Origin of the sequence: Cobetia sp. 2AS, from assembly GCF_029846355.1 — a bacterium.
Lineage (GTDB): Bacteria > Pseudomonadota > Gammaproteobacteria > Pseudomonadales > Halomonadaceae > Cobetia > Cobetia amphilecti.
In genome coordinates, this window is record NZ_JARWKQ010000002.1 from 275771 (window position 1) to 288418 (window position 12648).

Consider the following 12648-nt stretch of genomic DNA (forward strand, 5'->3'; position numbering starts at 1 on the left):
CGCGCATTGTAGCGGCTGGCGCGGCGCGGCAACAGAGGCGAGCGCGATCAGCGGCCTTCAGTCATCCTTGCGCGCGCGAAAATGCCAGGGCCTTACTCCTCGGTCTCGGACAGTGACTCGACGATACGGCACTGCGCCACCACCCCGCCGGCGCAGCAGTGCGTCAGGCGCTGCAACTCCTCCTCCATGACGGCGAGATCGCGCTGACGCTTGCGCACCTCGGCCAGCTGCGCCTCGATGCGCGCGTCTATCTGATCGCACGGCAACGCCTGCTGATCCGCCAGTCCCAACAAGGCGCGGATATCGTCCAGCGAGAAACCCAGACGCCGACAGCGGCGGACGAAGGTCAACCGGCGCAGTTGTGCATTGCCATATTCACGATAGCCGTTGGCCACACGCCGCTGCGGGGCCAACAGCCCCTGCTTCTCGTAGTAGCGGATCGTCACCGCCTGGACGTCTGAGGCCTTGGCCAGCTGACCGATGCTCATCGCCCCTGTGACAGCCCCGGAGCTTTGCGGGTCTTGTGCTGCTGTTCCCGGCTCGCGCTCGGATCCTTGTGTCATGAGGCTTGACCTTATAGTGACTATAACCTCCATGCTGTCAGCAATACGACAGGAGGCCAAGACCCCTTATGAAAAGCTGTTGCGAAAGCAAGTCCGGCGAGCTGGCAGAGCTCAGAGCCTCTCAGGGCAAGGTGCTCAAGATATTGCTGGCTCTGAATGCCAGCATGTTCTTCATCGAATTCACCGCAGCCTGGTGGCTGGGCTCCACCGCACTGTTGGGGGATTCACTCGACATGTTCGGCGATGCCAGCGTCTACGCCCTGACCCTCTACGTCCTGCACCGCAGCGTGCGTGAACGTGCGTTGAGCGCGCTGGTGAAAGGTATCGTGATGCTGGCGCTGGGCGTGATCGTCCTTGGCGAGGCGGGCTATCAGGCCCTCCATGGCGTCGCCCCCGCCGCACACGGCATGGGTGCCTTCGCCCTGCTGGCGCTGGCCGTCAATCTGGTCTGCTTCGGCCTGCTGTGGCGCTTCAAGTCGGATGATCTGAACATGCGCTCCACCTGGCTGTGTTCACGCAATGACATCATCGCCAATGCCTCGGTCTTCGGTGCCGCGCTACTGGTCGGCTGGACAGGTTCCCGCTGGCCGGATGTGCTGCTGGGGGCGGCGATTGCCGCACTCTTCCTGCAGTCCGCCTGGCAGGTGATTCGCGACGCGCGAGTTGAGCTTGGCGAGGCCAAGCAGGCCGAAAGCGTGCAAGCTGCGCATGAGCAAGACGCAAGCTCCCAAGCCCCTGACGCTCCGCCATCATCCTGCGCCACCCGCAGTTGTTGCGCCCCACCCACGTCTGCCGTGGTGGTCGAGCAGACACCCGCCAGCGGCGACTCCAGCAAGTGCTGTCGTTGAGACGATGGCCTGAGATATGAAAGCGCCTCGTCGAGACCGCTGAGGCGCTTTCATCTCGGGATACCGACAATGATCATGCCGCCGGACAATCTGGCTGACGCTCGGGGTGGGCCTGCTGGAAGGCTTCCATTGACTGACAGGCCGCCTCGATGGACAGAATCCTCGGGTAGTCCTTGAGTTCACACTCGAAGCGGCGCGCATTGTAGAGCTGGGGCATCAGGCAGGCATCCGCCATGCCCGGGCTATCTCCATGGCAGAACCGCCCTGCACTTTCCGCCAGCATCACTTCCAGACGCGCGAAGCCCTCGGCGACCCAGTGTCGGTACCACTCAAGGCGCTGCCCCTGGGTGACCTCAAGCCGATCGGTCAGATAATTGAGCACGCGCGGATTGTTGAGCGGATGCATCTCACAGGCCATGAACTGGCACAGCGAGCGCACCTTCGCACGCGCTTCCGGCGCTGAGGGCAACAGCGCCGGGGTGGGCCAGCGCTCCTCCAGATATTCCATGATTGCGAGTGACTGAGTCAGGGCCACAGATGTTGGGGTATCTCCCACCATCAGGGTCGGCACCAGTCCCTGGGGATTGATGGCCAGATAGTCCGCGCTGCGCTGTTCGCCCTTGAGCAGATTGACCGGCACCTGAGCGACCTCAACCCCCTTGAGCGCCAGCGCGATTCTTACCCGATAGCTGGTAGATGAACGGTAATAGCCATACAGGCTCATTGAACTCATGCTGCACTCCCCTGTGACGCGGTTGGATGCCGGCCGCCCCTTCGCACTACCTCGCGCCCAGTTGGCTTGAGGCTTACCGGCACACGACGTCTTCCCGAGACGGGTCTCTGAGAAGTTCTACCTCACGACGACGCCCTCAGGCGTCCAACTGCGTCACCTGCTGATCAATGGCGCCGAAGATGCTCTGGCCATCGCGATCGAACATCTCGATGCGGATGCGATCACCGAAACGCATGAAGGGCGTGCGAATCTCATCGAACAGGATCTTCTCGACCATGCGCACTTCGGCCAGACAGCTGTAGCCCACGCCCCCTTCGCTGATCGGCTTGCCGGGGCCGCCATCCTTGCCGGGATTGGACACGGTACCTGAGCCGATGATCGCACCGGCGCCCAGGGGGCGAGTCTTGGCGGCATGCGCCACCAGCTGCGGGAAGCTGAAGATCATGTCTGGCCCGGACTCTGGCTCACCGAACTTCTCACCATTGAGATGCACGCTCAGCGGCAGATGTACGCGCCCCTGCTGCCAGGCATCCCCCAGCTCGTCCGGCGTCACGGCGATGGGCGAGAAGCTTGACGACGGCTTGGCCTGGAAGAAGCCGAAGCCCTTGGCCAGCTCGCCGGGGATCAGCCCACGCAGACTGACGTCATTGACCAGCATCAACAGGCGAATGTGGTCCTCGGCCTGTTCCGGACTGACATGCATCGGCACATCATCGGTGACGACGGCGATCTCGCCTTCGAAATCGATGCCATGCTCCTCACTGACACATATGATATCGGCGCTGGGGGCCAGGAAGCTGTCGCTGCCGCCCTGATACATCAGCGGGTCGTGCCAGAAGGTCTCGGGCATCTCGGCGCCACGCGCCTGACGCACCAACTGGACATGGTTCAGATACGCCGAGCCGTCTGCCCACTGATAACTGCGCGGCAGCGGGGAATGCAGCGCCTGACTTTCCAGCGCAAAGGCGTCCGTCAGCGTGCCATCATTGAGCGCCGCGTAGCGTTGCTCGAGCCTGGGCGCCAGCGACGTCCAGTCTTCCAGCAGCGCCTGCAGGGTCGTGGCGACATCCGCGACCTTGACGGCGCGGGTCAGGTCACGGGAGACCAGCAGCAGCGTTCCATCGCGGGAACCATCCTGGTAGGTAGCGAATTTCATGGGTGCCTCCTTGAAGAGCAACGTGAGCAATAATGCAGGAATTGCCTGGGGTCGGATGACGATGAACAGTCAAAGGTCATCGCTGATGCAGGGTGAATTAAGGAGTGAATCAAGGGGTGAATTGGGGACTGGTGTGAGGCGTGAAGTGCGACGCGAGCCCCTGCCAGACCGAGCCGTAGTCGCGCTGACGAGCGCTCGACGACAGTGCCTGCGGGGTAGGCTGGAACAGATAGCGACTCTCGAACATGAAGGCGAGCGTATTGCCCTGATAGCGAGGGGCGAGCTCTGCCTGACTGGCGGCCTCGAAGGTGGCAGCGTCGGGGCCATGCGGGGTCATGGCGTTGTGCAGACTCGCGCCGCCCGGACGGAAACCTTCGCGCTTGGCGTCATATTCGCCATGGATAAGGCCCATCAACTCGCTCATCAGGTTGCGATGGAAATACGGCGGCCGGAAGGTGTTCTCGGCGACCATCCAGCGTGGCGGGAAGATCACGAAGTCGAGATTGGCGACCCCAGCGGTGTCCGACGGTGATGTCAGCACGGTGAAGATAGAGGGATCAGGATGATCGAAGCTGACCGTATTGATCGTATTGAAGGTCGCCAGATCATATTTGTAGGGCGCGTAGTTGCCGTGCCAGGCCACGACATCCAGCGGTGAATGATCCAGGCTCGCGCGCCAGAAACGCCCGCCGAACTTGGCCACCAGCGTGAAGTCACCGGCTTCGTCCTCGAAACGCGCCGATGGCGCGAGGAAGTCGCGCGGATTGGCCAGTCCATTGCTGCCGATGGGCCCCAGCGAGGGCAACTCGAGAGGCGCGCCATAGTTCTCGGCCACATAGCCTCGACAGCCCTCCGCGTGCCCCGCCAGCGGATTGAGCTGGAACTTGATACCACGCGGAATCACGACGATCTCGCCGCTGGCGACTTCCAGCAGGCCCACCTCGCTGCGTACCTCGATGGCACCCTGCTGCGGCACGATCAGCAATTCGCCGTCGGCATTGTAGAAAAAGCGCTGCTGCATGCCGCGAGAGAAGGCGTAGAGATGCGTGGCACAGCCCTGCTGCGCCTGGGCATCCCCATTGACCGCCAGCGTGATCAGGCCTTCCAGAAAATCGCCAGCGCAGAACGCGATGGGATCCCAGCGCATCGGGTTGGGATCCGGCATTCTCTCGGCCAGCGGTGCGGTGGCGACCTCCGGCATCTCCATGGGCTGATAGGCGCCCTGCACCACCGAAGGCCGAATGCGGTAAAGCCAGCTGCGCAGATTGTGGCTACGCGGCGCGGTGAAGGCCGAGCCGCTCAACTGCTCCGCGTACAGGCCATAGGGGCATTGCTGGGGAGAGTTCTGGCCCTGCGGCAAGGCGCCAGGCAACGCCTCGCTGGAGACATGATTTCGAAAACCGGCGTGATAATGACACTCAGCATTGCGCTCGCGCATGACGATTCATCTCCTTGTGGGCTCGCGGCTCCTGATGACCTGGGGCATCCACGGCACGACATGCCGCCACCGCCCGCAAATAGTTACATATGAAACCATATAGGCAGACTCATACCTTGGCAATCGCTCAATTGCTCGACTTTTGTCTTGCTCGCTGTCGAAAGTGGTAACATCGGTAACATGATCCGACCGCCATGCACTGTCGTAACAATGCAAGTCAGCCCTCTCACCGAGACAGGTAACTCTCGATGCAACGCACTGATGACACTCCCGAAGCGCGCGATGCCCTTGATGGGGATGCCTCACAGGACACGCCCCGCTGCGAGCTGGATCTTGACCAGTTCCTGCCCTATCGCCTCAACCGGCTGGCCGAGCGCACCAGTGAGGCGATGTTCGCCCGCTATGGCGAGCGCTTTGCCATCAATGTCGCCGAGTGGCGTCTGCTGGCCTGGTTGAGCCGCGGCGTGCCTATGACCGCGCGGGAAATCAGCCTGCGCACCCACATGGACAAGGTACGCGTCTCGCGCGCCGTCAAATCACTGGAGAGCCGTGAACTGATCCTGCGTCGTCCGAGCGAGCAGGACCAGCGTGCGCAGCTGCTTGTCCTGACCACCGAGGGCGAGGCCATGCTCGCCGAGCTGATTCCCGAAGCGCGGCGTTTCGAGGATGAGCTGCTCGGCGCCGTCAATGCACGCCAATACCGTGATCTGCTGCTCACCATGCAGACTCTGGAGCGACAACTGGATCAACTGCCGGGCAGCGACTGAGGCAGGCATGCAAGGCGCTCATCAACTGAATGACAGGGGATTTCCTGGCCGCCATTTCGCGTGACGTACAATTATGGTATAGGTTATGTACTGCTTTTAAGGAGCCTTGCCAGCATGCATCGCAAACCGCACCTGCCCAGCAAGCCATGTCAGACCTGCCAGCGCCCCTTCACGTGGCGCAAGAAGTGGCAGGACTGTTGGGACGACGTACGCCATTGCAGTCAGCGCTGTCGTCGCAACGCACGCCAGCTGGCACGGGAGGCGCGATGACGTCCACTGACCCTTGGCTGGTATGGTTGAACGAGGACCTGCGCCTGGATGACAACCCGTTGTGGCAAGCCGCGCTCGAGGAGCGAGCCTCGCACCTGCTGGTCGTGCATGTAGTGGCGGAGACGACCTTTCAGCCCTTCGGCAGCGTCAGCCCCGGGGAGCCACGCCTGCAGCCGCTCAGCACGGGACGGCAACATGCCCTGCTCGGGAGCCTGGAATCGCTGCGCACACGACTTCAGGCACTGGGCAGTGACCTGCTGATCCTCCACGGCGACGCGGCACAGCTGATTGGGCAACTGGCAAGGCAATATGGCTGCCGGGGCGTCATCACGCGCCGCGCCACGGGCGTGGTGGAACAACGCCAGCAACGCGTGGTGGCAAGCCAGTGTCGCCTGCGGCAATCGAACAGTGGTTTGCTGCTGGACGAAGACGAGCTGCCGGAACCGCTCGCCGCACTCCCAGTGAGCTTCAGTGCCTTCCGGCGCAAGCTGGAGAAGGCCCGCCCGAGCCTCCCCGACATGCCTGCCCCGCTGGACGCGCCATCCACGCTCCCAGGTTGGCCAGAGGCTGCCCCTCGTGGCTTTCAGGGTACGGCCAGGCACCTGCTCAAGGCTCGCCACTGGCAGGCCGACACCCGCGGCGAATATACCTTCGCCCCCGGTGAGCCCGCCGGCTTGCAGCGCCTGCAGGATTACCTGAGCCCGGCCTTCGCCGGCCAGTACAAGACCACCCGCAATCGCCTCAACGGCGCGGATTTCTCGACCCGCTTCTCCGTGTGGCTGGCACTGGGCTGTCTGTCACCGCGGCGGATACTGGACGCGCTGCACAACTTCCAGGCCACGCTGCCCGAGCACTGCGCGCATCCGCAGGCTGCCTTCAAGGACAGCGACTGGATCCGCGTCGAGCTTTTATGGCGCGAATACTTCCACTGGGATGCTCGGCGGCTGGGCGGACACACCTTCACGGGCGAGTCCCCAGGCCACGACGCGGATCAGCCGCGCAGCCGTGCGCAGACGCCGGAAGCGCTTGAACGCTGGCAGACCGGAATGACCGGGGTACCGTGGGTCGATGCCGGCATGCGCGAACTGGCGGCTACCGGCTGGCTGAGCAACCGCATGCGCCAGAACGTGGCGAGCTTTCTGGTCAAGGACCTTGGCGTGGACTGGCGCCAGGGAGCGGCCTGGTTCGAGCATCAGCTACTGGATCACGACGTCGCCTCCAACTGGGGCAATTGGCGCTATCTGGCGGGTATCGGACGTGACCCGCGCGGAGATCGGCATTTCAACATGATGAAGCAGGCACGCCAGCACGACCCTCTCGGTCATTACGTCAGCCGCTGGATACCGGAGCTTGCGACACTGCCCGCCGGCATGCAGCGCCATGCGCCCTGGCTCGCCTGGTCAAGCAGCGCTGGACGCAACGGATCAGCGGGAAGCTACCCGCGCCAGCCTCTCACGCATGTCGAGGGCTGGGAGGTCCACTTGGCCGACATCACACCGACACGCGTGACGCCCTGGCTGAGTGGCTCCTTCGAGCGAGGCTGATAACTTTAAACCACGAAGAGAGCGCCACAAAGCGGGTGCAACGAAGATGGTGCAACGAAGAGAAAGCAACGCAGGGGATTGCATGGCGCCTTGGCGCTAACTGGCCGTCAGGGCTGCACTTTATGAGCCTTATTCACTATCATGGCCGCATTCCTCGCAGGAGTCGTCATGAATCAGCCGCTACCTCCACCACTGTCCACGCCGCACCGCAATCTCATTCGTCTGACCATCGCGCGCGGCATCACCTGGACCGGCTTTCTCATCCTGATCATCTTCGGGCTCGAGATCATCGGCTTTCAGCTCAACGTGCTGCCCGTCATCTCGATCATCATCGCGATGGGGATGGTCAATGTCGCGACCTGGTGGCGCCTCGGGCAGTCGCATCCCGTCACCGACACCGAGAACCTGATTCACCTGCTGGTGGATATCGCCGGTCTGACGATGCTGTTCTTCCATACCGGTGGCTCCACCAATCCCTTCGTGCCCTATTATCTGGTGCCGGTGACCATGGCGGCCGCAACGCTCCCGTGGCGTTATGCCTGGGTGATTGCCGCGGTCGGCATGGGCTGTTACAGCTTCCTGATGGTGTTCTATGAGCCGGTGCCGCAGCTGGCGACCTATGAACTGGGCGGACGCATCAGCCTGCATGTCATCGGCATGTGGCTGAACTTCGGCCTGTCGGCGTCGCTGGTGACCTACTTCATCTACAAGATGGCCCATGCCCTGCGCACCCGGGATCAGGCGCTGTCCACCACGCGTGAGGCCGCCCTGCGCAGCGAGCAGGTATTGGCGGTGGCCAGTCAGGCCGCCGGCACCGCGCATGAGCTGGGCACCCCGCTCTCCACCATGGCGGTGCTGCTGAGCGAGATGCGCGAGGATGCCAAGGACAGGAATGACCCTCAGCTGGAGGATGATCTTGCCCTGCTGCGCAGTCAGGTCGACACCTGCAAACAACGCCTGCAGGCGATGGTGGCCGCAGCCGACCGCCGCCGCATGGAACAGCCCCAACCCATCAATGCTGCCCAGTGGCTGGAGGAAATCGTGCAGCGCTGGCTGGTGGTTCGCCCGGATGTGCAGCATAGCGTCGAGGTGACGCCCGGCGCTGAACAGGCCTCCATGCTGGTGGATACCACGCTTGAGCAGGCGCTGATGAACCTGCTCAACAATGCCGCCGACGCCTGCCCGGATGATATCGAGATCACCCTGGAGCAACGCGATCAGGAAGTGCTGATCGACATCCGCGATCATGGCGATGGTGTGCCCATGGCAGTGGCGGATCAGCTTGGTGAGACCTTCATCTCCACCAAATCCAAGGGCATGGGCATCGGCCTGTTCCTCACGCATGCCACCATCAATCGGTTCGGTGGCGGCGTCAGTCTGTACAACCACGAAGATGGCGGCACCTTGACGGAAGTGCGCCTCCCCCTTCATCTGACATGATGGCGGCAAAGACCGCCCAAGCGAGAACCCTGATGAGCGATGCAACCCGACTGCTGATCATCGACGATGATGAATTCTTCTGCCAGGTCACGGCGCGCGCCATGACGCGCCGCGGCTATGAAGTGGAAGTGGCCCGTGATGAAGCCCAGGCACTCAGCGTGGCACGCAGCCACCGCCCGGAGCTGATCACGTTGGACCTGAAGCTGGAGCAGAGCTCCGGCCTCAAGCTGCTGCCGGAGCTGATCGCCCTGCTGCCTGACACGCGTATCGTGGTGCTGACCGGGTATTCCAGCATCGCCACCGCGGTGGAAGCCATCAAGCTCGGCGCGGTCAACTACCTGTGCAAGCCCGCCGATGCCGACGAGATTCTCAACGCCTTCAACCGCGAAGGCGGCGACCCTGCCGCCGAGATCTCCGACAATCCGCCGTCGGTCAACCGCCTGACCTGGGAGCACATCCAGAAGGTGCTCAACGAGCACGATGGCAACATCTCCTCCACCGCCCGCGCCCTGGGCATGCACCGCCGCACCCTGCAACGCAAGCTGCAGAAGCGTCCGGTCAAGCGCTGAGACAGCGGCACTGCCAGCCAAGCAAAAGCCCTCACCATCCTCGCTCGCAAGCGCGAATCGATGGTGAGGGCTTCGTGTCTCTGCACTGTCTGGAATGAGCCGTTGCTCAAGGGTACGCCGTTACTGCGCCGTCCACCCCAGGTCCATGTTGAAGCTGGAGCCGGTCACCGAGCCTGCCTTGTCGGAGGCCAGCCACACCGCCATATCCGCCACTTCGGAGGGATCGATCATGTGCTTGATCGCCGCGCCCTTGAGCATGATCTTCTCGATCACTTCATCCTCGGGCATGTCATTGAGCTTGGCCTGCTCGGCGATCTGCTTGTCGACCAGCGGCGTGCGCACGTAGGCCGGACAGATAGCATTGGCGGTGATGCCGCTTTCGCCCCCTTCCAGCGCAGCGGTTCTGGTCAGCCCCATCAAGCCGTGCTTGGCGCTGACGTAGGCCGCCTTGCCCGGTGACGCGACATGGGCGTGAATGGACGCCATGTTGACGATGCGCCCATAGCCATTCTTCTCCATGTGCGGCCAGGCCGCCTGGATCAGCGTGAATGGCGCACTCAGCATCAAGGCGATGATCTGATTCCACTTGGCTTCGGGGAAGTCCTTGATGCGCTCGACATGCTGAATGCCGGCATTGTTGACCAGAATATCGAGGCGCCCGAAACGGGACACGGCTTCATCCACCGCCGCGCGACACTGCTCGGCATCCGTCAGGTCGGCCTTGAAGAAGGCAGCCCCTGCCTTGTCGGCGACTTCTGCCCCCTCATCACTGAAATCGACCGCCAGCACCTGATGCCCGGCATCGCACATCGCCTGCATGATGGCGGCGCCGATACCACTGGCGGTGCCGGTCACCAGTGCAACACGGACAGGGGAAGACTGTTGTTCACTCATGCGAATCTCCTGACAGAGGGGAATGTCATGCTGCTCTGCAACATATAATGAAGATAGCGCTAATCTAGCCGTCTTTGCCACCCGACCATCGCCGAGTTGCACTCCCCGCTGGCATTATCGAGCGCCAGCCAGCATCACAGCCGCATGATGCATTCGACGCAATCATTGGCCTCCGCTGACGCAACCCGGCCGACAGGCGCTATTCACGACGAGAAGCGAACCTGCTACGACGGGAAGCGAACCTGCACCAGCAGCCCCGGGGCCTGCGGCGTTCCCAAGGGGCTCTCCTTCAGCGCCAGCGCTGCGCCTAGTCGTTCGGCGAGCTCGCGCACGATGGAAAGGCCCAGCCCGGAACCTTGAGTCTTCTGGCCGGCCAGACGCACGAAGCGTTCAAAGACGCGCTCGCGTTCACGCAGCGGGATTCCGGGGCCCGTATCGGCCACTTCCATGCGCCATCCAGCGTCGTCGCGGCGGATATCCAGACGCACCTCTCCGCCTTCTGGCGTATAGCGCAGCGCATTGTCGAGCAGATTGCGCAGCAGCACGTAGAGGCCGTTCTCGTGACTGACCAGCTGCGCGCCGGGTGCAACCTCGATATGCAGCTTGATGCCTCGCTGGCGTGCCATGGGACCCAGGTCCCGCGCCAGCTCATGGGTCAGCTGGGCGAGATCGACCGGACGACGCGGTGCCTCTGCCCCGCTTTCCAGTCGTGACAGGGTCAACAGCTGCTCCACTACCCGCGTCATGCGATTGACGCCATCCACGATCATGCGTGCCGAGCGCCGCGAGGCCTCATCCCTGGCATCGGCCTCCAGATTCTGGGCATGCACCTTGATGCCCGCCAGGGGAGTCCGCAATTCATGAGCGGCATTGGCCGTGAAACGCCGCTCCTTGTCGAGGGTGTCCGCCAGACGCGCCAGCAGTCCATTGAGAGCATCCACCATGCCGCGTATCTCGTCCGGCGCCTCGCTGGCATCCAGCGGCTCGAGATACCCGGGTTGACGGGCCGTGATCTGATGACTGATGCGCAAGACGGGGCGAAACCCCCGCGAGACCGCCACACCGATCAGCAAGGCGATCACGAGCAGCCCGACCACCAGCGCCAGCACGTTGTGCAACGCAATCTGGCCAGTCAGTTCATCGCGCACATCTTCACGCTGGGCCGCCGTGACCCAGATGCCACTCTCGGGGAAATACAGCGTGAAGGTGAACCAGTCATGGTGATTGTCATGCTGCCTGCCATAGCCGGGCACCGGCAGGTAATCGAGCGCCACGGAACGTGACGAGAGGCCAAGCAACGGCTGGCCCAGCGCATCCCACATCTGGAAGATCAGCTTGTCTTCATAGACATGTCCCAGCGGGGATTTCTCATGGCCATCGGCAAAGCTCAGGGAGGGCGGGCGCAGGCTGAACTGGCCCGATGTCATCTTCTGCAACGTTTCCTGACGCGCGGCCGGTGTCAACGACGCGAGTCGGGACTGATAGAGTCGCCCCAGCATGCGCGCATTCTGGGCCAGCTCAGCATCGAACAGCTCATCAATCTGCTCGCGGGAATCGAAGTAACTCCAGGCAGCGGCCGTCCCCAGCACGATCACGACGCCACCGATCAGGTTGCGCCGCAGGAAACTGCGGATGGATTTCACGTGAGTTCACCCAGCCGATAGCCCACACCGCGCACGGTCTTGACCACCCCGGTGCCGAACTTGCGGCGCAGATGGTGCACATGTACCTCGATGACATTGCTCTCGACATCGCCATCCCAGCCATAGAGCTGCTCGACGAGCTGATCCCGACTGAAGACACGACTGGGGTGCAGCAGCAGGAACTCCAGCAGATCAAACTCGCGCCGCCCCAGGCCGACCTCACTACCGGAGAGCGTGACAGTGCGGCCAGCCTGATCAATGCGCAACGGCCCCAGCTGCAGGCAACCGCTGGCCTGCCCGGCATGGCGCCTCACCAACGCACGCAGACGCGCCACCAGCTCGGCAATGTCGAACGGCTTGACCAGATAGTCGTCTGCGCCGCCGTCCAGACCACGTACCCGGTCGCTGATGTCATCACGTGCCGTCAGGATCAATACCGGCAACGTCTGGCCCTGACGGCGCAGGTGACTCAATACCTGCAGACCGTCGAGATCCGGCAGGCCAAGGTCCAGCACCAGCACATCAAAGGGCGAATGCTTGAGCGTGGCGGCAACGTTGGCACCCTCCTTCAACCATTCAGTACTCATACCCTCGCGGCGCAGGGTATGGTTGACCCCCTCGCCCAACAACGGATCATCTTCGACGAGCAGAACTCGCATCTGGACTCCTTGAAATCGTTCTGATTCTGCCATGTCATATCGGGATATGAGGGGACATGAGACAAGACGTCCGCCACCGAAAGGTGACGGACGTGGGAAGCAAACCGCGGGATAGCACATCGCC

General features: G+C 62.8%; 13 protein-coding genes. 6 read left to right on the forward strand and 7 right to left on the reverse strand.

What is annotated here, in order from left to right:
- Nucleotides 1-92: 92 nt before the first annotated feature.
- Nucleotides 93-563, reverse strand: coding sequence for a helix-turn-helix domain-containing protein (locus tag QD356_RS06370; RefSeq protein ID WP_225996578.1), 471 nt, complete (start codon nucleotides 561-563; stop codon nucleotides 93-95).
- A gap of 68 nt (nucleotides 564-631) precedes the next feature.
- On the opposite strand from QD356_RS06370, the gene QD356_RS06375 reads away from it, so the two are divergent.
- A complete protein-coding gene (locus QD356_RS06375) occupies nucleotides 632-1411 on the forward strand; it encodes a cation diffusion facilitator family transporter (protein WP_192838937.1) in 780 nt (259 codons plus the stop codon).
- A gap of 73 nt (nucleotides 1412-1484) precedes the next feature.
- Here the strand turns inward: QD356_RS06375 and maiA are convergent, their stop codons facing one another.
- The 3 genes from maiA to hmgA form a co-directional block, all read right to left on the reverse strand.
- A complete protein-coding gene (maiA, locus tag QD356_RS06380; RefSeq protein WP_192838976.1) occupies nucleotides 1485-2135 on the reverse strand; it encodes a maleylacetoacetate isomerase in 651 nt (216 codons plus the stop codon).
- Between the two features lie 145 nt (nucleotides 2136-2280).
- Complete coding sequence (locus tag QD356_RS06385) at nucleotides 2281-3300, reverse strand: fumarylacetoacetate hydrolase family protein (RefSeq protein WP_192838938.1); 1020 nt, start codon at nucleotides 3298-3300, stop codon at nucleotides 2281-2283.
- Between the two features lie 109 nt (nucleotides 3301-3409).
- A complete protein-coding gene (gene hmgA, locus QD356_RS06390; protein ID WP_192838939.1) occupies nucleotides 3410-4738 on the reverse strand; it encodes a homogentisate 1,2-dioxygenase in 1329 nt (442 codons plus the stop codon).
- Between the two features lie 248 nt (nucleotides 4739-4986).
- Here hmgA and QD356_RS06395 point away from each other — a divergent pair, with 248 nt between their 5' ends.
- The 5 genes from QD356_RS06395 (at nucleotide 4987) to QD356_RS06415 (ending at nucleotide 9328) form a co-directional block, all read left to right on the forward strand.
- Entirely contained in the window at nucleotides 4987-5505 is a 519-nt protein-coding gene (locus QD356_RS06395) for a MarR family winged helix-turn-helix transcriptional regulator (protein ID WP_192838940.1), read from the forward strand.
- A 114-nt stretch (nucleotides 5506-5619) separates the two neighbouring features.
- The gene (locus QD356_RS06400) at nucleotides 5620-5775 is read left to right on the forward strand and encodes a DUF2256 domain-containing protein (protein ID WP_192838941.1); all 156 of its coding nucleotides are present in this window, start codon (nucleotides 5620-5622) and stop codon (nucleotides 5773-5775) included.
- The gene (locus QD356_RS06405) at nucleotides 5772-7319 is read left to right on the forward strand and encodes a DASH family cryptochrome (protein WP_192838942.1); all 1548 of its coding nucleotides are present in this window, start codon (nucleotides 5772-5774) and stop codon (nucleotides 7317-7319) included. Before QD356_RS06400 ends, QD356_RS06405 begins: the two co-directional genes overlap by 4 nt.
- Before the next feature lie 168 nt (nucleotides 7320-7487).
- A complete protein-coding gene (locus QD356_RS06410) occupies nucleotides 7488-8759 on the forward strand; it encodes an ATP-binding protein (RefSeq protein WP_192838943.1) in 1272 nt (423 codons plus the stop codon).
- A 32-nt stretch (nucleotides 8760-8791) separates the two neighbouring features.
- Complete coding sequence (locus tag QD356_RS06415; RefSeq protein ID WP_043336058.1) at nucleotides 8792-9328, forward strand: response regulator transcription factor; 537 nt, start codon at nucleotides 8792-8794, stop codon at nucleotides 9326-9328.
- A 120-nt stretch (nucleotides 9329-9448) separates the two neighbouring features.
- Here QD356_RS06415 and QD356_RS06420 read toward each other — a convergent pair whose 3' ends face one another.
- From QD356_RS06420 to QD356_RS06430, 3 genes are all read right to left on the reverse strand, one after another.
- The gene (locus QD356_RS06420) at nucleotides 9449-10222 is read right to left on the reverse strand and encodes a 3-hydroxybutyrate dehydrogenase (RefSeq protein ID WP_054557012.1); all 774 of its coding nucleotides are present in this window, start codon (nucleotides 10220-10222) and stop codon (nucleotides 9449-9451) included.
- A gap of 224 nt (nucleotides 10223-10446) precedes the next feature.
- Entirely contained in the window at nucleotides 10447-11865 is a 1419-nt protein-coding gene (locus QD356_RS06425; RefSeq protein WP_192838944.1) for an ATP-binding protein, read from the reverse strand.
- Nucleotides 11862-12524 carry a response regulator gene (locus tag QD356_RS06430; protein ID WP_192838945.1) on the reverse strand — a complete coding sequence of 221 codons (663 nt, stop codon included), beginning with the start codon at nucleotides 12522-12524 and terminating at the stop codon, nucleotides 11862-11864. Before QD356_RS06430 ends, QD356_RS06425 begins: the two co-directional genes overlap by 4 nt.
- Between the last annotated feature and the right edge of the window lie 124 nt (nucleotides 12525-12648).

Coding starts and splice junctions, on each gene's coding strand:
- QD356_RS06405 (WP_192838942.1), top strand. CDS start 5,772: ATGACGTCCACTGACCCTTGGCTGGTATGGTTGAACGAGGACCTGCGC.
- maiA (WP_192838976.1), bottom strand. CDS start 2,135: ATGAGCCTGTATGGCTATTACCGTTCATCTACCAGCTATCGGGTAAGA.
- hmgA (WP_192838939.1), bottom strand. CDS start 4,738: ATGCGCGAGCGCAATGCTGAGTGTCATTATCACGCCGGTTTTCGAAAT.
- QD356_RS06420 (WP_054557012.1), bottom strand. CDS start 10,222: ATGAGTGAACAACAGTCTTCCCCTGTCCGTGTTGCACTGGTGACCGGC.
- QD356_RS06385 (WP_192838938.1), bottom strand. CDS start 3,300: ATGAAATTCGCTACCTACCAGGATGGTTCCCGCGATGGAACGCTGCTG.
- QD356_RS06410 (WP_192838943.1), top strand. CDS start 7,488: ATGAATCAGCCGCTACCTCCACCACTGTCCACGCCGCACCGCAATCTC.
- QD356_RS06400 (WP_192838941.1), top strand. CDS start 5,620: ATGCATCGCAAACCGCACCTGCCCAGCAAGCCATGTCAGACCTGCCAG.
- QD356_RS06375 (WP_192838937.1), top strand. CDS start 632: ATGAAAAGCTGTTGCGAAAGCAAGTCCGGCGAGCTGGCAGAGCTCAGA.
- QD356_RS06395 (WP_192838940.1), top strand. CDS start 4,987: ATGCAACGCACTGATGACACTCCCGAAGCGCGCGATGCCCTTGATGGG.
- QD356_RS06430 (WP_192838945.1), bottom strand. CDS start 12,524: ATGCGAGTTCTGCTCGTCGAAGATGATCCGTTGTTGGGCGAGGGGGTC.
- QD356_RS06415 (WP_043336058.1), top strand. CDS start 8,792: ATGAGCGATGCAACCCGACTGCTGATCATCGACGATGATGAATTCTTC.
- QD356_RS06370 (WP_225996578.1), bottom strand. CDS start 563: ATGACACAAGGATCCGAGCGCGAGCCGGGAACAGCAGCACAAGACCCG.